Below are 23,223 nucleotides of genomic sequence, written 5' to 3'. Positions count from 1 at the left end.
GGCGCCTGCCTGTCGACCGGTCGATCCACTACTTCCCGCGTAGTAGGCGGAGTGCCGCCCCGGGGCCGACGACGTCCGCACGCCAGGCGTCCAGGATCGGAGGCGACGCTCGAACCCCGACAGGACACTCACCGGACGCCGAGGACGCGAGGCCCGTGGACACCCCGACGCAGAATCCCGCCCCATTCACCCCCACCACCCGAACGACGCACCCGCACGAGGCGCACCACCCCCGCCGCCGCGGGACACTGCTGCCGCCGCAGTGGCGCAAGGTACTACGGGCCGCACACGTGACGGTCTCGGTCGGACTGCTGGGCAGTGACGCCGCCGTGCTGGCCCTGGCCTCGGCGGGGCGGCTGGGCAGCGACCCGGTCACCGTCTATCCGGCCGCCCACCTGATCGGCGAGCTGCTGCTCCTGCCGCTGGCCGTGCTGGCCCTGGCCACCGGCGTCGCACTGGGGCTGCTCACGCCCTGGGGTCTGCTGCGCTACTGGTGGGTGGTGATGAGCCTCGCGGTGACGGCCGCAGGCACCGGCCTGGCCACGTTCGTGCTGGTTCCGGGCCTGGGCGCGGCAGCCACGGCGGCGCTGGCCCGGCATCCTGTCGCCGACGCCACTGGGCTGGTCCGCGATTCGGGCGCGGCCTGCTGCGTGCTGATCGCGACCGTCGTACTTTCGTACGTCAAGCCCTTCGGGACGGTGCGCCGCAGGCCCCGCACCAAGCGCCCGACCCCGACCGCGCCCTGAGCCGCGGCGAAGCAGTGCGGTCCGGTGCCCGACCTATGCCGACCGGGACGGCCTCGGCTGGCGGCGGATCACCACTCCGGGCGACCAGGTGTCGGGCTCCCGTTCGACGCCGTCCCCGCAGAGTCCCCCGAGGGCGTCTGGCTGACAGGGGACGCCGTCGATGCCGGCATTCTCACCGAGCCCTGGGACGGCTCCACCTGGCGGACCGTCAGCGCGCCGGTCCAGCCCAACCACGGCGCGGGACTCCTCGGCGTGGCCACCGTCTCCCCGACCAACGCCTGGGCTGTCGGCTGGCCACCGCCGACGACGGGAGCGGCGAATTCACCGGGCTGCTCGATCACTGGGACGGCACCGTGTGGAAGGCCGTGCCGCTGTCTGCCGGGCCCCGGTCGCTGTGCTCAACGCGGTCACCGCCGTCTCCGCGCACGACGTGTGGGCCGTCGGCTTCGACACCGGCGACCTGCCCGTACTGCTTCACTACGACGACGCCCACCGGCAGCAATTGCCCAAGCCCTCGATCGACGGGTTGTACGGGGAGCTCAACGCGGTGACCGCCGAGGGCTCCGGCGATGTGCGGGGCGTCGGCAGGGTGGTGACCAGCGAGACCGACCGCGGCCATGCGCTCGTGCCGCACTGGAACGGCAGCGGCTGGCGGTAGGTCAAAGCGCCCGCCGGGGCGGGTCCGCTCTCCTCGGCCGCCGTCGCGCCCGGCGGCGTGGTCGCCGTGGGCCAGGACACCGCCCAGGAGCAGGACATCGCCCTTCGGTGGAACCACGGCGCCGTACGGCTCCAGACCCTGCCCGCGCCGGCGGAAGGCTCCTTTGTCCGACCCGTCGGCGTCGATGTCAGCGCATGTGCCGCGACCGTGGTCGGCAGCGCCATCACCCCCCAGGCGCTGCTGACGGCGCCGCTGCTGCTCACCGGGCGACTGTGATCTGCGGCGAAGGCTGAATCGGCAGATGGGGGGCCTGCCGCCAGGGGGCAGGCCCCCCGCGTTCGTACTGGTTGTGCGCGCGCCGCGTATCAGCTGGTCCGCCCACGCCGGGCACGGGAACCTTCCCCACCCCGTTCTGCGGGGCCTTTTTTGGTGGCTGTGTCGAAGCGGGCCCGGTTCTCCCGGATCTCGTCGTGGTGGATGCCGGCCCAGTCGATCAGGGACACCACGATGTCGTGCAGGGTCAGGCCCAGGGGGGTGAGGTCGTACTCCACGCGCGGCGGCACCTCGGCGTAGGCGGTGCGGGTGATCAGTCCGTCGCGATGCAACTGCCGCAGGGTGAGGGTCAGCATGCGCTGGGAGATACCGGGGATGCGGCGCAGCAGGTCGGTGTAGCGCAGCGGGCCGTCGTCCAGGGCGGCGATCACGAGCGTGCTCCACTTGTCGCCGGCCCGGTCCAGGATCTGCCGGATGATCTCCCTGTTCTCCGCAGGCCAGCGGGCACAGGGCCCCGAGACTGCGGCGATGTCCGTCTCGCCTGCGACCTGACCTGCGGCGATGTCCATGGCGCACATTCCCTTCCGGTCGCGCACACGCATGTGCCTTTTGTACGGCATTCCATACTGGCCCATCATGGCGCTACATCCAAAGCGTAAGTATTGGAGGTGCCCGCCGTTGAAGGTGGAAATCTGGTCCGACCTCACGTGCCCGTGGTGCGGTCTGGGCAACCATCGTCTCGACAGAGCCGTGGACCGGTTCACCCACGGCGGCGACATCGAGCTCGTCCACCGCTCCTACCCACTGGACCCCGGCCTCTCCAGCAGCCCCGCGGTGCCCACCCGGCAGATGCTCAAGCAGAAGTACGGGATGGACGACGCCCAGGTCGAGGCAGCCACCCGCCGCATCGAGGTGCTGGCCGAGCGCGAGGGGCTGAGGCCCTACATCGTGCTGGACAACAAGAAGGCCGACACCCAACTGGCCCACGAGTTCCTTGCCCACGCCACCGCCCAGGGCAAGCACGCGCAGGCGTGGCACCTGAGCTTTCGCGCCTACTTCGGCCAGGCCCGCTCGCTCTTCGACGTGGATGCGCTGCTCGAACTGAGCGACGAACTCGGCCTGGACCGGGACGGGACCCGGCAGGCCCTCACCGAGCGCCCCTTCAGGCAGCAGGTGAAGGACGAGGCTCGCCGCGCGGGCGCCCTCGGCGCCCGCGGTGCGCCCTTCCTCGTCATCGACGGCCAGTACACCCTCTTCGGCGCCCAGGAAACCGACACACTCCTCGGCGTTTTCCAACAGGTATGGGACGCCACCCACCCGCGGCCCGTCCAGACCCCGGCCGGGGACGCCGAGGGGGTCTGCGGCCCGGACGGATGCGCGCTCCCCAGCCATCCCGCCGCCCGTGGCTGACCCCCGCTCTGGTCCGCTCCACTCATGGCCCGGTGGGTCGCATGAAGCGCGGCCCTCCTTCCATCACCCCGTACGAAAGGCATCGTTTCTCATGTCCTACCTGTTGCACATCGACTCATCCTCCCTCGGTACCGCTTCGGTCTCCCGCCAGGTCGCCGACTCCTTCCGGGACGCCTGGACAGGCGAGGTCGTCCACCGGGACCTGGCCGCCCAACCCGTGCCGCACCTGAGCGCGTCGGCCATCTCCGCCCAGGTCACCGATCCCGCCCAGCACACCGCGGAGCAGGCCGCAGCCGCCGCCGTCCAGGACGAACTCATCCAAGAGTTCCTCGGGGCCAGTGCCTACCTGTTCACCGTGCCGATGTACAACCGCACGATGCCCTCGGTGTTCAAGGCCTGGCTCGACCAGGTCATCGTCGTCGGCCGGACCATCAACCCCACCGGCACAGCCCCTGCCGCCGGCCGCCCGGCCGTGCTGATCTCCGCCCGCGGCGGCGGCTACAGCCCCGGCACCCCCAACCACGGCAAGGACTTCCTCGTCCCGACCCTGGAGTCCGTCCTGGGCGACCCCGCCTACCTCGGCCTCGACGTCTCCACCCTTACCGCCGAGCTGACCAAGGCCCCCGTCGTCCCGGCGCTCGCCCACCTCATCCCGGCCCACGAGGCCTCGCTGGCAGGGGCCCACGAGCAGGCCCGCGCGCAGGCCGAGAAGATCAGCCAGCAGCCCACCGCCTGACTCACCCCGGCACCGCCGCCACGGTGGGGCCACCACAGCCCCACCGCCCCAGGCGTGGCGGTACGCGTGACGAAGCCGCAATTCCAAGGCCTGGCGCGTAACATCAGCCACCGACATCAACACCGGTGAACAACCACGCACGGTGGCACGCCCGCAATCGGCGGACGAGCCAAACCATCCCTGCAGGCCAGCGGTTCGTGATGGTGCTGCACGCCCAACGGATCAGAAGGTCCCAAGCCCGCAACAGATCGACCGCCGTGCGCGCCCCACGTGCGCTACCGGGTCGGTGCCGGCACCAGACAGGAAGCCGTCGGCTGCTGAACAGCGGCAGGCGGCCCGCCGCAAGCGTCAGGGGCGGGCCTCCCACCAGGATCGAGCAGCGGCCGGCGTCCCGGCCCCAACCGTCCAAGCGTGTCGCGCCGCGCTTCACCTGAAGTCGACCAGCGATGGCAGACAGTTGGCAAGGAAGGCGTCTCGATGCGTCGTGGCAGCAGAGGCGTTAGCGTTGTCCCCAGAGCAGTCGTGGTTCCGAGTCGTGCGCCCGTGGACACCTTGCCCGCGGGCGCTTTGCTGTGTCAGCCCTCTTCGGACCAAGGCGATCACCTCCGGGCCCGCACCGTGCGGGCCCGAACCCCCTACGAAGGAGACAGGCATGGCCAAGGGCACTGTGAAGTGGTTCAACTCGGAGAAGGGCTTCGGCTTCATCGAGCAGGAGGGCGGCGGCCCGGACGTCTTCGCTCACTACTCCAACATTGCCGCTCAGGGCTTCCGCGAACTGCAGGAGGGCCAGCACGTGGAGTTCGACGTCGCCCAGGGCCAAAAGGGCCCCCAGGCGGAAAACATCCGCGTCATCTGACTCCAGCACGCGAACAGGCCCGGCACCCTAAGGGTGCCGGGCCCTCGTGTCCGGCCGTCGACCGCAAGCACTCCGGGGCTCACCGACATCAACCGGGCCGGCCCTCGTCCGCGCGGCTGCCGGCTCCCAGAGCGCAGCGCGATCTCGGGGACCCCACCAGGCGGGCGCCGAACACTTAGCGGGCCCGCACCTCAGACATCCGCGACACGCCCGAGGGCGTTGATCCGCACCACCTCTTCACCACTGCCTTGCGTGGTGGGGCAACCGACGGAATGCTGCGGCCTGCTGAAACGAGCCATCTGTGAGGTAAGGATCCCGCCTATCGGTGTGGGAAATCCCTGCCGAACTTTCGTCCGCGCATTCCGTCACTCCGGGAACCTCATGTCATCGGACCTTCGGGAGGCTCAGAGGACGACGAATGTGACGGCATCGCCTCCGGGCCCGCGTCAGGATCGACCCTCACCCACGGCAGGCCCTCGAACTGCGCGACGATCCGGCTCCAACCACCGCTTCGCGCACCGCCGGTGGGAGCGGCATCGTCCAGCCAGATCTCCGTGCCCGGCGGAAGGTCCTCCGGTCCGCGCTCGGTGCCGATGAAGAGGGTGAACTCGGGGTCATCAGGACTGCTCCGGCTGTAGTACGTGTCTCCGTCGCGCCACGCTTCCATGGCGAAGTCCGCAAGGATCGCCCTCCCGTGGCGGCCCTCGGGAAAGAGCAGAAGCAGAGTATCGCCCCGCACAGGCACGTCGGCGTCAGCGACACGGGCCGCCAACGCCTTGATGGGGACGGCGGGCTCGACCTGGAGACCGAAGCCGGTACGGTGCGAGCCGGTCACGGTCACGATGTGGTAGGGCACGCCATATCTTCCCATCCTCCTGGGGCTTTCCCATAAGCCGGCGGCCGGTGGCGGTCGGTGAGCGGAACACCGCGTCGCCCAAGGAGACCAGCCCTCAACTCTCCTCTGACTCTCCCTCGCGCACTCCGTCACCCCGGGAACTTCATTTCGTCGGTACCTCTGGTGGTCGTCGGGGTGGCGGCGAACTTGCCGCCATGCTGGGCCGGTTCTGACAAGACCAGCGCGGTACGCTCGGCCTGGTCCCCAACGCCGTCGTGCTCTGGACGATGCGCTCCATCGACGCCGCCGTCGCCCGGCTCCGCGCCGAGGGTGTCGCCCGGCTCTGCCCCGCCCGAGTTTCTGAGTGTAGCGAGCTGATGGGGTGTTATGTGGCGGGAGTTCGTGACGGGCAGTCCTCGATCGCCGTTGTTCTGATCGCGCAAGATGATGTGTGCCCAGATGTGTGGGTGGGAGAGCTGGACGAGGTGCTGCTGCGGATTGGCCACCGGTTCGGCCGGGCTGACCTTCGGCGGCGGATGCGGGAGGGCACGGAGCGGTTCCTGGGTGCGGTCGGGCAGCGTGCTTGCTCTGCCGCCGCGTTGCGTGATCAGATTGCGGCAGCATCGCGTGCCGGTGGCGGACTGCGTCAGGCATGGAGGTGCGGAATTGAAGGGACCGCCATCCGTGGCTTCCCGCGACGGCGACCGTGTTGCCGCCTTGAGCTTGCAGCTCTCACGAGCACATCAAGAACTGCGTCGCCAGATCAACGAGATCAGGACAAGTCTCGGACACCGCCGGTTGAGCGACGACACACTTGTCACCCATTGCCTAGCCTTCTGTACCGCGTTGACGTCGCACCACCAGGGCGAGGACGACGGGATGTTCTCCCAGTTGCTGCGCGAACGCCCGGATCTCGCAGCGACAGTCGTGAATCTTGTTGAGGATCATGGAATGATCGCCTCAATCCTGTCCCGGGTGCGCGAACTCGCTGACAGGGCTGCCGAATCGCGCAGCCCGGTCCTGGAGGCGATAGGGCGTGAGCTTGACGGATTGGCGGCGATCATGGAATCCCACTTCAGCTATGAAGAGCGGACGATCAGCGAGGCGCTCGACGGCGGAGTGCCTGACGCTGACTGGGCCGACATGGTCTTCAGGTTCGGTATGGCATGAATCGACATGGTTGTAGTTCTTCCTCGGCGACGGGCCGTGATCAGGCCATGAACTCGTATTGATCCAGGTCAGGGGTGGGGTAGAGGCGCTGGCGCTCGCATGCAGCATGGAAGCGCCAGTATGCGTCGAGGTCGCCATTGGAGAGGAAGGCACGCAGTCGCAGGACGGCTTCGGCTCCGATGCCGCGCATCCATACGCAGGCGGTGAGCTGGTACTCGGGGGTGCCGATGCGTTTGCCGCGCAGGTCCTCCGGCCGGGAGATGCCCGCTTCGGCGTGGCAGTAGAGGGCGCCGTGCCGGAACATGCGTGAGGTGAACACCGGCAGGGCCACGAAGGGCGAGGGGTCTTCGCGCAGCGACAGGACGTAGGAGGACAGCGACAGCTCCGCGACCTCGAACTCCTGGTGTCGCATCATCCGGAAGAAGGTCTCTTCCACCGGAAGCCGCAGATACGTCAGATCGATGCCGTCGGGTCGGACGGCGTCCTCCGCCAGGGCGCGGGTGCGGTCGTAGTCGCCGCAGGCGAAGGTGAGGTGCAGTCGGGTCATGGGGGTCCTACCTGCCTTGTGCCGTCAGTCGTGCGTCCAGGCGCAGATAGACGCGCCGGGCGTTGGCCTCGAAGACCTGGTGCCGCTGCTCGTCGGTGAGCCCGGCCCGGTCGACGTAAGTCTTGGTGTCGTCCCAGGCGGTGCCGGTGTCCGGGTCGGCGCCGCGCACGGCGCCGAGCATCTCCGAGGCGAACAGGATGTTGCCGGCGTCGACGACTTGGTGCAGCAGGTCGATGCCCGGCTGGTGATACACGCACGTGTCGAAGAAGACGTTGTCCTTGAGGTGCTCGGCCGGGTCCGGCCGGCCCAGTCGCATGGCCAGCCCGCGGTAGCGACCCCAGTGGTAGGGCACGGCCCCCCGCCGCCGTGCGGGATCACGAACCGCAGCGCGGGGAAGCGGGCGAACAGGTCGCTCTGGACGAACTTCATGTACGCCGGCGCGTCCGCGTTGAGGTAGTGGGCGCCCAAGGCGTGGAAGTTGGGGTTGCAGGACGCCGATACGTGGATCATGGCGGGGACGTCCAGTTCGACCATCGCCTCGTACAGGGGAAACCAGTACGCGTCGGTGAACGGTGGCGAGGTCCAATGGCCGCCGGACGGGTCCGGGTTGAGGTTGCAGCCGACGAACCCGAGGTCCTCCACACAGCGGCGCAGTTCGGCGATGGCGTCGTCGAGGGCACCGCCCGGCGTCTGCGGCAGCTGGCACACGGCCGCGAAGTTCCGCGGGAACAGTCCGACGGCCCGGTGGACGAGGTCGTTGTTCACACGCGCCCATGTACGCGCGGTCGCCGGGTCCGGGACATGATGTTCCATGCCGGATGCCTTCGGGGAGAAGAGCATCAGGTCGCCGCCGCGTTCCCGCAGCAGCTTCAGCTGGTTGGTCTCGACGCTCTCACGGATCGCGTCGTCGCTGATCGCGGCGGGTTCGGGGACAGGCAGCGCCGGGTCGGCGAGACGGGCCAACTGCGCGTCCCGAAAGGCCTGATGGGGCCGGGGTGCCGTGGTGTAGTGGCCATGCACATCAATGATCATCCGTGGCCTCCCGGTCGACGTAGGTCAGGCCCTTGTGGGCCAGGCGCTCGCGCATCGAGTTGACGTCGAGGCTCAGCTCGCCGCTCGCATAGCGTTTGCGGCTGACGGCCTCCTTCTCCTCCCGCGCCCGGCACCCGTCGAGCACGGCCTGGGCATCCTGCCGCGGCACGACGACCACACCGTCGTCGTCGGCGACGACGACATCACCGGGCTGGATGTGCTGCCCGGCGCACACGATCGGGGTGTTGACGTCACCGAGGGTCTCCTTGACCGTGCCGAACGCGCTGATGTGCCGCGCCCATACGGGGAATCCCATGCGCTGCAGCTCGGCCACATCACGGCGGCCGGCGTCGATGACCACTCCGCGCACACCACGCGCGGAGACCGCGGTGGCCAACAGGTCACCGAAGTAGCCGGCCTGGGAGGGCGAGGTCGGGGAGACCACGAGGATGTCGCCGTCCCGGCACTGCTCCACCGCGACATGAATCATCCAGTTGTCGCCGGGCGGCACGCTCACGGTCACGGCGGTGCCCGCGATGTGCGCGCCCGGCCACACGGGACGCAGTGCGGGGTCGAGGAGCCCGGTGCGGTGCTGGGCTTCGTGGACGGTGGCCACGCCGAACGCCGCCAGGGCGTCCACCGTGGCCCGGTCGGCACGGTGCGGGTCGCGAACGACGATGCTCATGCGGCCGCCCAGGGCAGGAGCGAGACGTGCACGGCGTCCTCGCCGCTCTCGCCGCCGACCGTGCGGATGGCACTGTCGACCTCGGTGAGGGGGAAGCTGTGGGTGCTCAGCTTCTCCAGCGGGAACCGGCCCGAAGCGAGCTGTTCCAGGGAGAGTTCGCAGGAGCGGTAGCTGTGGCCGCGGGCGCCACCTTCGCGTCGTCGACGACCTCGGAGTCGTCGCGGACCCGCTGGACGGCGAGCTGCCTGCGGCGGTACTCACCGAGCCCGTACGTCTCCGAGGTCAGGCCGCGGACGAAGACTCGTCCCTTCCTGCCCATGGTGCCTCCTGTGATGGCCGAAGCCTTTCAATCACCTTGTGGTCTAACCATAATGCCTTCCCCGGGAGCACAAAAGAGCCCCGGGCCCAACAGGACCCGGGGCATGGCACTTTCGGGATCACCTGCGCCGGCCGTCGCCCTTCACCCTGGACGCGGTCCGCTGCAGGTGCGTGCGCATGATCTCCGTCGCGGCCTCGGCATCACGCGCCGCGATCGCCTCGACGAACTTGCGGTGCTCCCTCGATCCGCGGTGCCCCATCTGCGGCTCGATACTCTGCGCCTCACGCAGACTCATCAGCAGCGGGCCGTGGAAGGACTGGACGAGCATCTCGATCGCGCCGTTGTGCGTGCAGGCGGCGACACGAGTATGGAAGTCCGCCGACATCTCCATGTCGTACCTGTCCTGCTTGACGGCCTCCGCATGCTCGTCGCACAGGGCGCGGAGCGCGTCGAGGTCCTCGTCCGTGGCGCGCTCGATGATGAGGGGCACGATGCCGAGCTCGAAGACGAGGCGGGCCTCGGTGACCTCGGTGGCGGTCAGCGGCGACAGCGACAGCAGGTCGGCGAGCCCCTCACCCACCCGCCGCGACGACGGCGCCGTCACGAACGCGCCGCCTCGGGCACCGAGCCGGATCTCGACGAGCCCGCTGGCCTCCAGGCTGCGCAACGCCTCACGCACGGTCACACGGCTCACCCCGAACTGCGTGCACAGCTCGCGCTCACTGGGCAGCCGGTCACCGGGCTGCAGGCGCTCCTCCTTCAGGAGCATCCGAATCTGGTCGACGATCAGCTGCGAGACACGGCTCGAGGAGACCGTCTTGAACAGCCCCTCGGCCGGGGCGGCCGCCTTGACGGGGTTCTCGGCTCCGGTCTCAGCACGCTGAGCCTGACTGGGTCGCGATGGCATGAGCGCATTGTCCCATGACCAGGAGCTTTATTGACGCCCTTCGTCGCAATGGCTTAAAGTCATACCAACAGGCCAATGGAGTGGACACATCCAAGGGGTGGGCGAATCCAGGTGGAATCCTACGAAGCCCTTCGTGAACGCGCCGCCGTCGCCTGCCGCGTACTCGCTGTCACCGGCCTCGTCGAACACATCCTGGGCCACGTGAGCGCCCGGACCGGCCCGGACACCCTCCTGATCCGCGGACGCGGACCCGCTGAGCGCGGGCTCGCCTTCACGGTCGTCGACGACGTGCAGGAGGTCGGCCTCGACGGCACGGGCTCGGCACCCTCCGGATGGAAGGCGCCGAGCGAACTGCCCATCCACACCGAGATCCTGCGGTCACGGCCGGAGGTCACGGCCGTGGTGCACACCCATCCGCCCGCCGTGGTCGCCGCGTCCGTGGCTGACCTGCCCTGGCTTCCGCTCGTAGGTTCGTACGACATTCCGGCCGCCCGGCTCGCTCACGACGGCATCCCCGTCTGGCCCCGCTCGGCCCTGATCCGCCGGCGTGACCTGGCCGAGAAGATGGCGGACTGCCTCGGGGACCGTCCCGTGGTCGTACTGCGGGCGCACGGACTCGTGACCGTCGGCACCGGCGACCCCGCCCATGCCGTCGCGGAAGCGGTCACCCGGGCCCTGGCGGTGGACTCCCTGGCACGCATGACCCTGGCCGTGGCCGCCACCGGCGCGCCCCTGCGCCCGATCCCCGACGAGGACATCGAGGAACTGCCCGACCTCGGACCGGCGTTCAACGTGGCGGCGATGTGGCGCCACCTTGCGGCCCGCGCGGAGCACGAAGGCCCGAGCACACCCCTGCGCCCCTGAACGGCCCGCGTGACCAGCCCGGCGCCGGGCCCGCCCCCTCCCCGCACGGCCGAACGGAGGATCATGCTCGTCCTGAACAACGAGGTCACGGCCGCCGTGCTGACGATGCCCGACGTGGTACGCGCTCTCGAGGAGTCGTACCGGGACTTGGCCGCCGGCATCGGCGTGTGCCGCCCGCGCATCGACCTGTCCCTGCCCGTGGACGACGAGCGCGTCTACCAGTGGGGGACGATGGAAGGCGGCTCGGCACGCAGCGGCTATGCGGCCATCCGGATGAAGTCGGACGTGCTCACCGAAGCCGTTCCCCCGGGCGGTCGCACCCAGGAGAAGTACTGCGTGCGCCCCGGGATGTTCTGCGGTCCGGTACTCCTGCTGGACGCCCGAACCGGCGAGCCCGTCGCGCTGCTCAACGACGGCCTGCTGCAGCACCTGCGCGTGGGTGCCGACTCGGCCATCGGCGTGCGTCTCGGCGCCCGCGAGGACGCCCGCGTGCTGGGCCTGCTCGGATCCGGCGGCATGGCGCGCAGCCACATCGAGGCCTTCCTCACCGTCCGCCCCCTGGAGCGGGTCCAGGTCTACAGCCCCACCCGGTCCCACCGCGAGCGCTTCGCCGCACAGATGCGGGAGTTGCACGGCGTGGAGGTGGTGGCGGTCGATGATCCCGAGACCGCCCATCACGGCGCCGACCTCGTGGCCGGCTGCACCGACGCGGTCGGCGACGTCGTCCTGGGCCGCCACCTGCGCCCGGGCACGCACGTCACCTGCATCGGCGGACGCCCCGATGCCCACGCTCGACAGCGCTTCGACGTGTGGCTGCGGCTCGGCAGTGCCAGCGTGCCCTCGTCGGCGCCCGACTGGGCCACCGACGACGAATACGTGACCTATCGGGCCCGCCCTGAAGCCGCCGTCTGGGACCGCCACCAGCACGGCAGAGGATCGCGCCGGCCCCCGAGCGGGACACGGGTGGTCCGACTCGACGCCGTGCTGGCCGGGCGCGCCCGCGCGCGGGACGACGACCGGCAGGTGACGTTCTCCGAGCGAGGCAACATCCAGGGGGCCCAGTTCCACGCCCTCGCGCCGATCGTCTACGAACGGGCCCGTGAGCGCGGCCTGGGCCACGAGATCCCCCGTGAGTGGCTGTTGCAGGACATCCGGGACTGACCGTTCCCAAGGACTGAGCGTGAGGTGCACGGGCTCAGTCGGGCGCTCCGGACGGTGTTGGGCGTCCTGGTCCCCCGCGTTCGCGCCGCGTCCGGTCCCAGTGGATCGTGTCCGTGGTCCAAGGATGCGGGGGCGGGCTCCCTCACACGCCGGGATGTCGTTTCCGGCCTGGGCGGTCCGATGCTCCTGTCCATCGCTCTGGTAGGCAGAAGGCGGTGCCGTCCGTCGCCGGATGCGGTGCCCGAGGGTGCGCCTGCCGATCGCGATGCTCGCGGCATCGTGACGCCTGGTTTTCCTGGTCGTGCCGGTGAGGGGTTTCTGCCAGTGCTGGGTGCCCCACCTGCTGGTGTAGGCCGGGTCGACGGCGACAATCGTGATCCCGAGTTCGGCCGCCATGCTGACGAGCCGGGCCCGCAGCTTGGACACAGGCATGCCGGAGATCACCTGCCTGAACCGCTTCCTGCGCCCGTCCCTCTCCCGGGCCTTCTCCGCGCCGAAGTCGAGGTCTTCGACCGCGATCGACAGGCCGTGGCGTTCGGCCCAGTGCAGGAGCCGGATCAGTGCATTCGGCACAGGAGATTCTGCGTGCTTCGAGAGGGAATGCCAGATGTTGGGGCCCGGGCCTGAGTGAGGTGGCTCGGGCTGGGGGGAAGAGGGGGTACGCAGTTGATCAGGAGTTTGCGGTGGGGCCTGTCCGGCGTCCTTCTCAGCGCGACGTTCTTCGGCTCGTGGGGGTTGTGCGCTCTGCTCTTCCCTGGACTTGGTCAGGACGTCGCGCTCGCGCTGGCTGGCCTGGCCACCGCGGTCGTGTCATTGCCGCTGGGGGTGTGGGCCGGCAACCAACGGCCTTCAGTGCGTGACGCGAGCAGACGGTTCAACCGCGGTCGCCTTGATCCCGATGGGCGGGGTCAAGTGGTCGTTGGGGAGATCCCGCGTGAGCCTCCCGCCTATCAACAACGGCTGGACCTTCGCCAACAACTGGTCGACATACGAGGGATCGCCGTCGTTACGGCCGTGACCGGCAGCCGTGGGATTGGAAAGACGCATCTGGCTGCGGGATTTGCGCGCCACTGCATCGCACAGGGCTGGCCGCTTGTTGCGTGGATCGTCGCCGAGGACGAGAACCAGGCGATGGCCGGAATGGACAGGCTGGCCCGGGCACTGGGTCTGACCGCCCGCCAGGACGACTCGCTCACGGCCGCCCGCAAGGCTCGGGCCTGGCTGGAGGTCGACGCCGGGGCGCGCAGCCTGCTGGTCTTCGACAATGTGCCCGATCCGGAGCCCGTGCGACGGTGGCTGCCGGCAGCCGGAGCCGCCCACGTCATTGTGACCAGTACCAGCCATGCCTGCGAGGACCTTGGTACTCCGGTCAGGGTCGAGGCCTTCTCCCTTTCCGAGTCGGTCGCCTTTCTGCACCAGCGAACCGGTCTTGACGAGGATGCCGACGCCCAGGCACTGGCCGAGGAAGTCGGCTGTTTGCCCCTCGCGTTGGGGCAGGCCGCCGCGGCCATCCGGACTCAACGTCTTTCCTGCCGGACGCTGCTGGAGCGCATCAAGAGCATGCCCATGGACAGGCTGCTGCTGACCAGCCCCGGCGACCACTATCCAGATGGCGCCGCCCAAGCCGTCCTGTTGGCCCTGCGCACCGTAGAGGACGCCGACCCGCTTGCCCGTACGCTGACCGGAGTCGTCATGGTGCTGTCGGCAGCGGGGACCTTCCGGACGATCCTTCATGCCTACGCCGAACACGAAGGGAACAGTGGCGGTGTCACCTGCGCTGACATCGACGCGACCATCGGACGGATGGTCGAGGCATCCCTCTTGACGTTCACGCTCGACGGCGAGGCCGTCCTGATGCACCGGTTCACCCAGCGGGTACTGCGGGACCGAGCGCGGCGTACCGGCACACTGGACGAACCAACACTCCTTGCGGCGCAACTCGTCGCCGCCTGCCGCCCGACACGTGCCGACATGTGGGACCGGAGGGCAGTGGTCAAGCACCTGATCCTCCAGACCGACGCACTGTGGGCGCCGGCCGTGCCGGAGTCAGCCACCCCGACCACCCGCGAGATCCTCGGCCTGCGCATATGGGGCGACCACGCGCTGTGGACCATCGGGGACGCTCTCCTGGTCCTCGAGCGTGCACCGCAGGTGATCGCGGACTGCCGGCGCTTGCTGGGCGACGACTGTGAGGACACCAACCAGGCCCGCTATGGTCTGGCCCTGGCCTACGGCGCTCTTGGGCGACATGACGAGGCGACCGAGATGAACCAGAACATCGTCGACTGGTACACGGCACATCGTGGCCCGGACCATCCGATGACGCTCAACCATCGCAACACTCTCGGGAACAACTACCTCGAGTCGGGTCGTGACTTCGGCGATCCGGCGCGCCTGCAGGCTGCCATCGCCTTGCATGAGGAGACCTACGCGCGGTACAAGCGGGCTCCGCGCCCCGATGACGCCCTGGCTCTCCGGTCCGCCGTGAACCTCGCACGCGCCTATCGCGAGGGGGGCCGGATCCGTGAGGCCGTCAGCCTCGCCGAACAGCTGCTGCACGACAGTGAGCGAGCTGTCAGGCGGGGGGAGGAGAGCGCCTTGCGACTGGGGCGGCCCACACTGTGGGCACGCGCGGTGCTGGCACAGGCCTATGCAGCGGATGAAAACGTCGTCGCGGCAATGCCGTTGATAGAGCAGACCATCAGCGAGTCGAGCACCGAGTACGGCGCACACCATCCCTACACCTGGGACTACCGGCTTCAACGAGCCGCGATCCTCCAACAGGCCGGCCGGCCATCCATAGCGATCACCGAAATACAAAACGCTGTGGCATATTTCGCCGAGATCCAGGGCGAGTACAACGCCAGCACTCGCCAGGCCCTGGTCCAACTCGCGGACACCTGCCGCGAGGAGGGACGTCTCCCCGAGGCATTGGAAGCGTACGAACGCGCGCTGGCCAGCTGCACCCACACGCTCGGCACGGACAACCCCATCACCCTCCACGTCGCCGGCCACCTAACAGAACTTCGCAACCGCCACGGCAGTCGGCCAACCCGCCGAGTGCGACGCCTCCTGGGCCATCGGGGAAGCGCGTAGCGATCAAGCCCCCATGATGAGGTGCCATGCGGAGGGTGATGGGGTTTTCCGTGCCGCGTCGGTCACACCCTTGACCCCAGCACGGGCGCCTGCCGCACGCATTCTCTGTGCGAAGCCACGCCCTGCGGCGGCAGCGATGGATGGCGTCCCGCGATGTGGTGTATCCGATCACGGCTACGGCGTACGCCGGGGCGCGTGCCCGTGCAGCGTCTGCTCCCTGCCCGCAGGTCGGGCCACCATGCAACTCGCCCAAGTGACCGGCCAGTTCAAGGCCGAAGGTGCAGGGCAGCGCTGTCTCAGCATGACGTACTCCGACTGCTGGAGTCACTACGTTCGGCGAACGGGCTCGAACTCGTCCGCGGTGTAGCCGAGCAAATGCTGCAGGAACTGAGCGAGGCCGAGGCCAGCGTGAGAATCGGCGTGGAGTGGAACGAGCACACCGACAGCCGTACCGCGTTTCGCAACGGCCACCGGGACAAGACCCTCAGTACCCAGGCCGGCGACCTCATGCGCTCAACCGCCTGGCGGCCATCGCGATCTGGTCGCTCGCACCGGCAGCGTCCACGTTTGAGCCACGTACCCATCGAATGGTGAGAGGCGGGTCACACCAGGGGATGTCACAGACCAGGGCGGGTTCTGCGTCTTAGGAAATAGCCGCGGCGACAGCGGCAGGAGGAACTCATGGAGCTCAACAATCGGCCTGCCGCGCTGTCGAAGTCGCTGCCAGGCAGCGCCAGTGCGGACAACCCGTCGGTGTACTGCTCCATGGCGAACCTCAGTGCCAAGGTCGCGGCGCACGGCCGGAGCTTCCGTACCGTCGTGGTTCCGGTGAAGCGCGACACCAGCGTGAAGGCTCGGATCATGCGGTGACACGTTCAAGGTCGACCCCAGCCTAAGTACCGGGCCTTGAAGCTCGCTTCGACGCAGCTCACTCACACAGGAGTCAAGATGAAGCTCGCTCAGCTCGCCCCAGCAGCCGTTGCGGCCACTGTCGTTGTCATGGCTGCCGGCCCGGCCATCGCCGCCGCCCCTACGGACTGGCACATCAACAGCACCCCGACAGTCACCACCGCCAACCAGTTCAACGACGGCGTCCCGGCGGTGACTCCGGCCAACTTCCACGCGACGGCCAGCCCGGCCATCACCCTGGCAGCTGGCTTCCAGAAGTGCTGACGTACTGACAGCGATCCGTACAGCCTTCCTTGTCACTGTCCTGCCCCTAGGCAGGACAGTGACGCCCCAGCTGCACTCGCGCTGTCCGGGCCCCGGACACCGCGCACCTCTGTGCAGCACAGAGGCTGGGAACCCCAGACCTCAACGCGGGACCTACACAGGTACTGAGCCCCGCATCAGCAGGTCAGCAGTGCAGCGCGCCTTCGGCGCGCGCCGGGGGCGCCCGCTTCGCCCGATGACGGTGGGCATGCTCGGGGCTGTTCCGAAGACCGATGCAGTTGTCGAGGTGTTCGTTGTCCCTCCGTCCCCATTCCGGTGAGCATGTCGCGCCTCTGACCGCGCGGATCGCGCGAGCGAGCAACTCGGACGGCACGACGGCGATGTGGGCGAGAGACCGGCTGGACGCGCTGTGGTGTGATGAGTCTCGTGCAGCGCCTGGAAGGACGGCATGAAGTATCACTGCCCGGGAACTTCACCCAGATGGTGGCGAATGGCTACTGCTTCCTGCCTTGCGGCATCGGCGGCACTTCGCTGTCGGACCCGCTCAGTCTCACATCCGGGATCTCAGCACGTCGACCTCACAGCCCGGCGCGAACGGGTCGAAGCCGTGCTCGACCAGCCAGCGAACCACCAGCAGGCTTCGCAACGACCACCACGCGCGGATCACGTCGAGGTCGACGTCGGTGCCATAGCCGGCGATGACGTCGCCGAGGTGCTCCTCGTGTCCGAGCGTGAAGGTGGCGAGGTCGAACAGGGCATCACCCTGGCCGGCCTCGGACCAGTCGATGATGCCAGTGATCTCGTCGTCGTCGACGAACACGTGAGTGATCTGCAGGTCGCCGTGCGTGAACACCGGAGTCCACGGCCGGAGCGCGGCCTCGGCGACCTGGCGGTTGCGGGTGACCAGGTCGGCGGGCAGGACGCCGTTCGTCACGAGCCACTCGCACTCGCCGTCGAGGTCCACCGCCAACTCGTCGAGGCCCCGACCGGCCCGGCCGGGCCAGGGCGGCAACGGTGCGTCGTGCAACTTCCGGATGGCGGCGCCCGCCGTGGCCCACGCCACCGGCGACGCGGTCGACGGCTCGCCGAGTCGGCCCAGCGCCCTCCCCGGGACCGCGGCGATCGCGAGCACGGGCGGCTTGCGCCACAGGACTTCCGGGGTCGGGACCGGTGCCAGGGCCATCGCCTCGACCTCGGCGTCGATGCGCGCCTGATCGGCGTCCACCTTCAAGAACACGTCGCCGACGCGCAAGGTCGCGCGCTCGGAATGGGCGACGACGACTTTGACCTCATCCATGGGCGACCAGTATCCCGGGTATGACCGTCGTCGTCGCCGGGTTCACCGCGTGCGATTACGCGGCTGACCATGTCTCGCTACCCGGTGGCCTCGTGCGCGACACCGACCGCTGACCAGGTCAAGCCCACCACTTTTGTCAGCGGTCCTTGGCCTCTGTCTGTGACCAACAGCCGCAGCCGTACCGACGACCTTTACTACGACCAACTGCCCCACCACCAGAATCTCCTTGACGGCACGGAATGGGCTTCGCTCGAGACTCCGACCGGGGCGGGTGAAGCTCTGCCGACATACCTGGCACGTCTCCTGGACAGTAACCCGGATGTCAGGGCGACCGCGACCAGGGACGCGCTCAGAGTCGTCACCCACCAGAACACCGTCTATGAAGCCACCGTGCCCGTAGCGCTGTACATTGCAGCGATCCTCAACCACCCGGCCACCGCAACGGGCGAATTCGACCAGGACGGTGAGCGGGCACCGCAGTACCCCACCCGCGCGGCACTGCTGCACTGGCTCAGCGACACCGCCTACGACGCCGACGACGAGTGCGTCGCCAGCGGCGAACGCGTGTGTGGCGACACGTTTCTCGACGACCACCCGGAGATGCGCGCGTTTCGGGACATGCGCCCGGCGATCTACTCCGCCGTCCGGCCTCTCCTCGGCCACGACAACGAGGATGTACGCGATGCGGCGCTTGTCGCCGCCATCCCCCTGGCTGAGCACGCTGCCCTCGCTCGATACCGAGGCGAACTGGCCGAGCATGCCCGCCGTCTGCTCACCACCAGTACAGACCGCTACCTGCGAGACCGCGCTCTGGAGGCGCTCAAGGCATGGGGTCACGACACCGACACTGTGGAGAACACGGACGACGTTGCAGCCCGCGAATTTCGCGCCCGTCAGGCCGCGGAACGGGAATCTTGGGCGGGTGGCTGGTCCGAAGAGCCACCGTTCTGACTCATCGACTCCGTCCATGCGCCGAGCTGCATGATGCGCTCCGGCCGCCAGCGCGTCCTTGCTGTGCATGTCGCGGCAGAACGCGCAGCGGTTGATCTGGGGCGCGCGGATCTTGACCAGGTGCAGCACCGTCGCGTCGAGGCCCCGATGCGAGGCCGCACCGAGACGGAGCACGACTTTGAGGGCCTCAGGGGGCGAGCTTCGCCCAGTCCATACGCGTCGTGCGCTCCGGGAGACGAGTGGTGGTCTCGCGCTGAGTTCATCGTCCTGCCCGCAAGGCTACGTTGCTCGTGGTACGGGAGTAGGGTCCATTTATGTGAACGATTCCCGGACCAATTCCGCAAACGGCCCGCCCACCGTGTTCGGCACCGACCTTCATCTGGAGCTGCACGACCCGGGCTGCGTGCAGGGCTCACGGACGCCTTGAGGGAGGCCGTGCGCACGGGACGTCTGGCATCCGGCAGTCGGCTGCCGGCCTCCCGCTCACTCGCCGCGGATCTCGGCGTCTCCCGCAACACCGTGGTCGAGTCCTACGCCGAGCTGGTCGCCGAGGGCTGGCTCACCGCCCAGCAGGGCTCCGGCACCCGGGTGGCCACCCGGGTCGAGCCGCACAGGGCGGCCGCGCCCAACACTCCCCGCGCGAGGCCGGACAAGCCCCGCCCCCGGTACGGCCTGCTGACGGGTGCACCGGACCTCGCGAACTTTCCGCGCACGCAGTGGCTCACCGCGGCCCGCCGCGCTCTGACCGCCGCGCCGCACGACGCCTTCGGCTACGGCGACGCCCGCGGCCGCGTCGAGCTGCGCACCGCACTCGCGGACTACCTGACGCGGGCCCGCGGGGTATATGCCGAGCCGGAGCGGATCATCATCTGTTCCGGTTTCCACCACGGCCTGGCGCTGATGGCGCAGGCGCTCAGGGTGCGGCGGGTGCGGGCGGTGGCCGTCGAGGCCTACGGCCTCGACCTGTATCGCGGCCTGCTGGCGAACGCCGGTCTGCACACCCCGCCCCTCTACGTCGACGACCATGGCGCACGCATCGAGGACCTCGCGCGACTGCACGACGTGGGCGCGGTGCTGATGACCCCGGCGCACCAGTACCCGACGGGGGTCGCGCTCTGCCCGGACCGGCGCACGGCGGCCGTCGAGTGGGCACGTGCCGCCGGCGGCCTGATCCTGGAGGACGACTATGACGGGGAGTTCCGGTACGACCGGCAGCCGGTGGGGGCCCTGCAAGGCCTCGATCCGGAGCGGGTGGTGTACTTCGGTTCCGTGAGCAAGTCCCTGGCGCCGGGGGTACGGCTCGGGTGGATGGTGCTGCCGGAGGAACTCATCCCGGAGATCGTGAGGGCCAAAGCGCACGGGGACTACATGACGAGCGCGCTGGAGCAGCTGACGCTCGCAGAATTCATCGCCTCGGGTGCGTACGACCGTCATGTGCGCTCGATGCGGCTGCGCTACCGGCGTCGCCGCGATCAGCTGATCGAGGTCCTGCGCCAGAGGGCTCCCGGCATTCGTGTGGCCGGCATGCCGGCAGGACTGCAGACGGTCCTCGAACTCCCGCGTGGAACCGAGAGCGCGGTGGTCCAGGACGCGGCCCGGCAAGGTCTGGCGATCAGGGGGTTGACGCAGTTCCGCTACGAAGTGGCGGACTGCGGATGGCAGTTGCCCGAACGGGACACCCTGGTGGTCAACTACGCGGCGCCCTCGGACAGCGCGTGGGCAGGCGTACTGGACGCACTGTGCAGGGTGATGCCGTAGACGTCCCTGGACGCGGTTCCGAGGGCGGAGCGGTGGCGCTGTCCAGTTCGGGAGCGTACCTACCGAGATTCGAGGCGCTGGGGCCGTCGGTCTCAAGTGCCAGGCCGCCCGTGCCGGAGTCGGCGCGAGCTCTCAGAAGCCGTGCTGTCACGATCCCGCCATCCGTTCCAACGGACTTCTCCAGGTAGGCGAGTGCGCTGGTGGCTGTGTCGGCGATGAAGACCAGTTCCGCAAGGGGCAAGGGCAGGCGCCCCTGCTCGTCCATTTGCCGGAGCTGGAGTATCAGCTCGTCGTAGAAGCCTGCCGTGTTCAGCAGCACCACGGGCTCGTCGTACAGTCCGTGCTTCCTCAGCTTCAGGACCTCGGTCGCTTCGTCCAGCGTGCCCACGCCGCCGGGCATCACCACTACTGCGTCGGACATGGCGAGCAGCTGCGCCTTCCGTTCGGCGAGATCCTTGGCGAAGACCATCTCGGCGGCGTCCTTCCTGGCCCACTTTCGGAGAAAAGCGACCGAGATGCCTGCGAGCCGCCCTCCGACGCCGGTACTCCGTCGGCGACGACCTTCAGCCCGGTATCGGATCCGCCCCACACCAGGGTGTGGCCGCCCCCACCGATGAGCTCCGCGCACTCGCGGGTCGGCCGGGTGCAGCGCTCGTCGAGGTCACTGGCGGAGAGGAAGACACCGATGTTCATCGGACTGGGTATGCGCACGTCCGCCCACACGTGCGGACCATTGTCCAGACAAAAAGACCGGACCACTTCGCGCCGAACGATCAGGCGGACCCCTGGACGCCGCCACGACCCGGCGGCCGGCAGCCGCACAGTTGCACCGCGAAGCCCGAGCGCCACCTCGCATGCTCGGGGCGCCACCCTCGGGAACGGGTCAGTGCTCCAGCTCCGTAGACCGCGATCTTGCCTTGTCCGCAGAATTGGCCCGGGAATCTGTCATAGAAATGGACCATACTCCGGTGCCACTGGGTCCGTAGCGTTGCAGGCATGAACACGAACGAAGCACACGGAAGCCCGCAGCGCCTCCCCGAGCACACGCCCCGTCTGGACTAGGTGAAGCTCGCCCCGGAAGCCTTCAAGGCCATGATCCGCCTGGACACGGGACCGTGACGGTCTTCCTGCGGCCTATGGGCGCCTTCCTCGGGTGCAGCATCGTTCCCTATGTGCTGGCCCCAATGGTCCGCGGCGGGGATGGGGCTTGGACGCCTGGTGTGGGGCCTGCGGGCTCCCTCGTCGATCGGCTACGCCGCGATCGTGCCCGCACGTTCCTGGCAGCCCGTGTGAGGTGCGGGTGAGAGCAAGCGGGGCGTCACCGGACGGCGGTGTTGCTGCCGTCGCCGTCAGCCGATGGTCCGTTGACCGCACCCGGCCCCGACGGGGTCCCGCCGGAGCAGGTCTGAGGGGCCGAGACCACCGCCGCAGCCAACGGCGGGGGCGGTGTGAAAGGGCTGTGGCCTGCCGTGCCTGGCAGCTCGATCACCCCCTGCCCTGGACCAGTCCATCCACCAGACAGCCGGGCACCTGGGCACCTGGGCACCTGGGCACCTGGGCACCTGGGCACCTGGGCACCTGGGCACCTGGGCACCTGGGCACCTGGGCACCTGGGCACCTGGGCGGACCGCATCGCCGGGGGGACATAGAAGGGAAGATCAGTGGGCAGTTCCGCAGAGACCTCAGTCTCCGAGGCTCAGGCGGCCTGCGAGACAGTTGGCCCGGCGATAGCTCTCCTCGACGCGCAGGGGATGGTGGTCGGATGGTCTCAGACCGCTCAGCGACTCGTGGGCTACTCGGCCGCGGAGGTGGTGGGGCGGTCCGCCGGTGTCCTGTTGGTGGCCACTGACGACCGAGCGAAGGCTTCACAGGCCGCACAAGAGAGCACCCTCCGGGGCCGCTGGTCCGACCTCGCGCAGGTCCGCCACCGCGACGGCCGCATCATCGACGTGCGCCTGTGCGTGTCGTCGCTGTCCGGGAAGGACGGCCGAGACTGGTGGGTGGTCTGGGCGACCGACAAGGCCTTGCTTCCCCCGTGGCAGGCCGAGCCGCTCCTCGCTACGCTGCCACTGCCGAGCCGCCTGCCGATCGGTGTCGTCATACGGGACACGCACCTGCGCTGCATCCAGGTGAACGACACCCAGGGCTCCAAGGACGGCATCCCTCCCCCCCAGCGGCTGGGCCGCAGGCTGACGGAGGCGGCGCCCGGGACGGACGCCGAAACGCTGGAGGCGGTGATGCACCGGGTGCTGGAGAGCGGCGACCCGGCGATGGACGTGGACTACCAGGCCTTCCTGCCGGCGAATGTGCGAAGCAACCGCATTTTGACGGCATCCTTCTTCCGCCTGGATGACGCGCAGGGTCGCGCGCTGGGCGTGTGCGTCGTGAGCGTGGACGTCACCGACAGCCGACGGGCGCGAGAGCGTCTGACAATCCTCGGCGAGGCCAGCAGACGCATCGGCACCACTTTGGACGTCATGCAGACCGGTCAGGAACTGGCCGACCTCGCCGTGCCCTTCCTCGCGGACTACGCCACCGTCGACCTGGCGGAGTCCGTCCCACTCGGCGAGGAGCCCTTGGCCCATCTCGGCCCACAGGACGGGCGCATCCCCGCCTTCCGCCGTGCGGGCCTGGCCTCGATCCACCCGGGAACGCCGGAGTCCCTGTTCGCTCGCGGAGAGCCGGTCTTCGTCCCGCCCATTTCGCCCTTCACCAATGTCCTGCGCTCCGGGAAATCCCACTTCGAGCC

23 protein-coding genes and 5 pseudogenes are annotated in these 23,223 nt (G+C 69.0%); 16 read left to right on the top strand and 12 right to left on the bottom strand.

All coding sequences use genetic code 11. From position 1 onward, the window contains the following. Nucleotides 1–155: 155 nt before the first annotated feature. The 3 genes from ABZ904_RS42325 to ABZ904_RS42315 all read left to right on the top strand — a co-directional run bounded on the left by ABZ904_RS42325 (nucleotide 156) and on the right by ABZ904_RS42315 (nucleotide 1,680). Nucleotides 156–746 carry a hypothetical protein gene (locus ABZ904_RS42325; protein ID WP_361003122.1) on the top strand — a complete coding sequence of 197 codons (591 nt, stop codon included), beginning with the start codon at nucleotides 156–158 and terminating at the stop codon, nucleotides 744–746. A 355-nt stretch (nucleotides 747–1,101) separates the two neighbouring features. After that, complete coding sequence (locus ABZ904_RS42320) at nucleotides 1,102–1,404, top strand: hypothetical protein (RefSeq protein WP_361003125.1); 303 nt, start codon at nucleotides 1,102–1,104, stop codon at nucleotides 1,402–1,404. 66 nt (nucleotides 1,405–1,470) lie between these two features. Then, nucleotides 1,471–1,680, top strand: coding sequence for a hypothetical protein (locus ABZ904_RS42315; RefSeq protein WP_359407911.1), 210 nt, complete (start codon nucleotides 1,471–1,473; stop codon nucleotides 1,678–1,680). 89 nt (nucleotides 1,681–1,769) lie between these two features. On the opposite strand, the gene ABZ904_RS42310 is transcribed toward ABZ904_RS42315, so the two are convergent. Then, nucleotides 1,770–2,246: a helix-turn-helix domain-containing protein gene (locus tag ABZ904_RS42310; RefSeq protein WP_361003128.1), complete on the bottom strand. Its 477-nt coding sequence runs from the start codon at nucleotides 2,244–2,246 to the stop codon at nucleotides 1,770–1,772. Between the two features lie 115 nt (nucleotides 2,247–2,361). On the opposite strand from ABZ904_RS42310, the gene ABZ904_RS42305 reads away from it, so the two are divergent. From ABZ904_RS42305 to ABZ904_RS42295, 3 genes are all read left to right on the top strand, one after another. Further along, entirely contained in the window at nucleotides 2,362–3,087 is a 726-nt protein-coding gene (locus ABZ904_RS42305) for a DsbA family oxidoreductase (protein WP_361003163.1), read from the top strand. A 91-nt stretch (nucleotides 3,088–3,178) separates the two neighbouring features. Continuing rightward, nucleotides 3,179–3,823, top strand: coding sequence for an NAD(P)H-dependent oxidoreductase (locus tag ABZ904_RS42300; RefSeq protein ID WP_361829446.1), 645 nt, complete (start codon nucleotides 3,179–3,181; stop codon nucleotides 3,821–3,823). A 652-nt stretch (nucleotides 3,824–4,475) separates the two neighbouring features. After that, nucleotides 4,476–4,679, top strand: a complete 204-nt coding sequence (locus ABZ904_RS42295; RefSeq protein ID WP_359407901.1) for a cold-shock protein — start codon at nucleotides 4,476–4,478, stop codon at nucleotides 4,677–4,679. Between the two features lie 379 nt (nucleotides 4,680–5,058). Here ABZ904_RS42295 and ABZ904_RS42290 read toward each other — a convergent pair whose 3' ends face one another. Beyond that, nucleotides 5,059–5,535 carry a hypothetical protein gene (locus ABZ904_RS42290; protein ID WP_359407898.1) on the bottom strand — a complete coding sequence of 159 codons (477 nt, stop codon included), beginning with the start codon at nucleotides 5,533–5,535 and terminating at the stop codon, nucleotides 5,059–5,061. Between the two features lie 128 nt (nucleotides 5,536–5,663). Continuing rightward, complete coding sequence (locus ABZ904_RS42285; RefSeq protein ID WP_361829443.1) at nucleotides 5,664–6,020, bottom strand: hypothetical protein; 357 nt, start codon at nucleotides 6,018–6,020, stop codon at nucleotides 5,664–5,666. A gap of 178 nt (nucleotides 6,021–6,198) precedes the next feature. On the opposite strand from ABZ904_RS42285, the gene ABZ904_RS42280 reads away from it, so the two are divergent. Continuing rightward, nucleotides 6,199–6,684 (top strand): hemerythrin domain-containing protein, encoded by a 486-nt coding sequence (locus tag ABZ904_RS42280; protein ID WP_359407895.1) that lies wholly within the window; start codon nucleotides 6,199–6,201, stop codon nucleotides 6,682–6,684. Between the two features lie 40 nt (nucleotides 6,685–6,724). Here ABZ904_RS42280 and ABZ904_RS42275 read toward each other — a convergent pair whose 3' ends face one another. The 5 genes and pseudogenes from ABZ904_RS42275 to ABZ904_RS42255 form a co-directional block, all read right to left on the bottom strand. Next, complete coding sequence (locus ABZ904_RS42275) at nucleotides 6,725–7,231, bottom strand: hypothetical protein (RefSeq protein ID WP_359407940.1); 507 nt, start codon at nucleotides 7,229–7,231, stop codon at nucleotides 6,725–6,727. A 7-nt stretch (nucleotides 7,232–7,238) separates the two neighbouring features. After that, nucleotides 7,239–8,263 (bottom strand): annotated as a pseudogene (locus ABZ904_RS42270) (amidohydrolase family protein). Then, nucleotides 8,253–8,948, bottom strand: coding sequence for a 4-carboxy-4-hydroxy-2-oxoadipate aldolase/oxaloacetate decarboxylase (locus ABZ904_RS42265; RefSeq protein ID WP_361829441.1), 696 nt, complete (start codon nucleotides 8,946–8,948; stop codon nucleotides 8,253–8,255). Before ABZ904_RS42265 ends, ABZ904_RS42270 begins: the two are co-directional and overlap by 11 nt. Before the next feature lie 106 nt (nucleotides 8,949–9,054). Next, nucleotides 9,055–9,267, bottom strand: coding sequence for a hypothetical protein (locus ABZ904_RS42260; protein ID WP_359407889.1), 213 nt, complete (start codon nucleotides 9,265–9,267; stop codon nucleotides 9,055–9,057). 118 nt (nucleotides 9,268–9,385) lie between these two features. Further along, complete coding sequence (locus ABZ904_RS42255) at nucleotides 9,386–10,174, bottom strand: FCD domain-containing protein (protein ID WP_359407886.1); 789 nt, start codon at nucleotides 10,172–10,174, stop codon at nucleotides 9,386–9,388. Between the two features lie 111 nt (nucleotides 10,175–10,285). Between ABZ904_RS42255 and ABZ904_RS42250 the strand changes: the two genes are divergently transcribed. Next, entirely contained in the window at nucleotides 10,286–11,038 is a 753-nt protein-coding gene (locus ABZ904_RS42250; protein ID WP_361829439.1) for a class II aldolase/adducin family protein, read from the top strand. A gap of 63 nt (nucleotides 11,039–11,101) precedes the next feature. Further along, nucleotides 11,102–12,199 (top strand): hypothetical protein, encoded by a 1,098-nt coding sequence (locus ABZ904_RS42245; RefSeq protein ID WP_361829438.1) that lies wholly within the window; start codon nucleotides 11,102–11,104, stop codon nucleotides 12,197–12,199. Between the two features lie 51 nt (nucleotides 12,200–12,250). Here ABZ904_RS42245 and ABZ904_RS42240 read toward each other — a convergent pair. Beyond that, nucleotides 12,251–12,793, bottom strand: a pseudogene (locus ABZ904_RS42240) (IS200/IS605 family accessory protein TnpB-related protein); the annotation flags it as partial. Between the two features lie 84 nt (nucleotides 12,794–12,877). On the opposite strand from ABZ904_RS42240, the gene ABZ904_RS42235 reads away from it, so the two are divergent. The 4 genes from ABZ904_RS42235 (at nucleotide 12,878) to ABZ904_RS42220 (ending at nucleotide 16,468) form a co-directional block, all read left to right on the top strand. Next, nucleotides 12,878–15,295: a tetratricopeptide repeat protein gene (locus ABZ904_RS42235; RefSeq protein WP_361829436.1), complete on the top strand. Its 2,418-nt coding sequence runs from the start codon at nucleotides 12,878–12,880 to the stop codon at nucleotides 15,293–15,295. A gap of 375 nt (nucleotides 15,296–15,670) precedes the next feature. Continuing rightward, on the top strand, nucleotides 15,671–15,889 hold the full coding sequence (locus tag ABZ904_RS42230; RefSeq protein WP_361003144.1) for a transposase: 219 nt from the start codon (nucleotides 15,671–15,673) through the stop codon (nucleotides 15,887–15,889). 87 nt (nucleotides 15,890–15,976) lie between these two features. Next, nucleotides 15,977–16,165 carry a hypothetical protein gene (locus tag ABZ904_RS42225; protein WP_361829434.1) on the top strand — a complete coding sequence of 63 codons (189 nt, stop codon included), beginning with the start codon at nucleotides 15,977–15,979 and terminating at the stop codon, nucleotides 16,163–16,165. 78 nt (nucleotides 16,166–16,243) lie between these two features. Then, nucleotides 16,244–16,468, top strand: coding sequence for a hypothetical protein (locus tag ABZ904_RS42220; RefSeq protein WP_361003148.1), 225 nt, complete (start codon nucleotides 16,244–16,246; stop codon nucleotides 16,466–16,468). Between the two features lie 550 nt (nucleotides 16,469–17,018). Here ABZ904_RS42220 and ABZ904_RS42215 read toward each other — a convergent pair. Continuing rightward, a complete protein-coding gene (locus ABZ904_RS42215; RefSeq protein ID WP_361829432.1) occupies nucleotides 17,019–17,765 on the bottom strand; it encodes an aminoglycoside phosphotransferase family protein in 747 nt (248 codons plus the stop codon). Nucleotides 17,766–17,924: 159 nt separating this feature from the next. Between ABZ904_RS42215 and ABZ904_RS42210 the strand changes: the two genes are divergently transcribed. Beyond that, nucleotides 17,925–18,716 (top strand): hypothetical protein, encoded by a 792-nt coding sequence (locus ABZ904_RS42210; RefSeq protein WP_361829430.1) that lies wholly within the window; start codon nucleotides 17,925–17,927, stop codon nucleotides 18,714–18,716. 8 nt (nucleotides 18,717–18,724) lie between these two features. On the opposite strand, the pseudogene ABZ904_RS42205 reads toward ABZ904_RS42210, so the two are convergent. Further along, nucleotides 18,725–18,930, bottom strand: a pseudogene (locus ABZ904_RS42205) (carboxymuconolactone decarboxylase family protein); the annotation flags it as partial. Nucleotides 18,931–19,074: 144 nt separating this feature from the next. Here ABZ904_RS42205 and ABZ904_RS42200 point away from each other — a divergent pair. Next, nucleotides 19,075–20,474 (top strand): annotated as a pseudogene (locus tag ABZ904_RS42200) (PLP-dependent aminotransferase family protein). A 166-nt stretch (nucleotides 20,475–20,640) separates the two neighbouring features. On the opposite strand, the pseudogene ABZ904_RS42195 reads toward ABZ904_RS42200, so the two are convergent. Next, nucleotides 20,641–21,167 (bottom strand): annotated as a pseudogene (locus ABZ904_RS42195) (LOG family protein); the annotation flags it as partial. A 968-nt stretch (nucleotides 21,168–22,135) separates the two neighbouring features. Between ABZ904_RS42195 and ABZ904_RS42190 the strand changes: the two are divergent. Further along, a partial coding sequence (locus ABZ904_RS42190; protein WP_361829428.1) for a PAS domain-containing protein occupies nucleotides 22,136–23,223 on the top strand: 1,088 nt, incomplete at its 3' end.

The organism is Streptomyces sp. NPDC046900 (assembly GCF_040644975.1).
Classification (GTDB): domain Bacteria; phylum Actinomycetota; class Actinomycetes; order Streptomycetales; family Streptomycetaceae; genus Streptomyces.
Note: the sequence above shows the minus strand (reverse complement) of the source record. Positions and strands in the feature narration are given on the sequence as shown.

Bases quoted from the DNA above. Each gene is read 5' to 3' on its own strand.
- ABZ904_RS42310 (WP_361003128.1), bottom strand. From the start codon at position 2,246: ATGGACATCGCCGCAGGTCAGGTCGCAGGCGAGACGGACATCGCCGCA.
- ABZ904_RS42300 (WP_361829446.1), top strand. From the start codon at position 3,179: ATGTCCTACCTGTTGCACATCGACTCATCCTCCCTCGGTACCGCTTCG.
- ABZ904_RS42295 (WP_359407901.1), top strand. From the start codon at position 4,476: ATGGCCAAGGGCACTGTGAAGTGGTTCAACTCGGAGAAGGGCTTCGGC.
- ABZ904_RS42275 (WP_359407940.1), bottom strand. From the start codon at position 7,231: ATGACCCGACTGCACCTCACCTTCGCCTGCGGCGACTACGACCGCACC.
- ABZ904_RS42265 (WP_361829441.1), bottom strand. From the start codon at position 8,948: ATGAGCATCGTCGTTCGCGACCCGCACCGTGCCGACCGGGCCACGGTG.
- ABZ904_RS42260 (WP_359407889.1), bottom strand. From the start codon at position 9,267: ATGGGCAGGAAGGGACGAGTCTTCGTCCGCGGCCTGACCTCGGAGACG.
- ABZ904_RS42255 (WP_359407886.1), bottom strand. From the start codon at position 10,174: ATGCCATCGCGACCCAGTCAGGCTCAGCGTGCTGAGACCGGAGCCGAG.
- ABZ904_RS42245 (WP_361829438.1), top strand. From the start codon at position 11,102: ATGCTCGTCCTGAACAACGAGGTCACGGCCGCCGTGCTGACGATGCCC.
- ABZ904_RS42230 (WP_361003144.1), top strand. From the start codon at position 15,671: ATGCTGCAGGAACTGAGCGAGGCCGAGGCCAGCGTGAGAATCGGCGTG.
- ABZ904_RS42225 (WP_361829434.1), top strand. From the start codon at position 15,977: ATGGAGCTCAACAATCGGCCTGCCGCGCTGTCGAAGTCGCTGCCAGGC.
- ABZ904_RS42220 (WP_361003148.1), top strand. From the start codon at position 16,244: ATGAAGCTCGCTCAGCTCGCCCCAGCAGCCGTTGCGGCCACTGTCGTT.
- ABZ904_RS42215 (WP_361829432.1), bottom strand. From the start codon at position 17,765: ATGGATGAGGTCAAAGTCGTCGTCGCCCATTCCGAGCGCGCGACCTTG.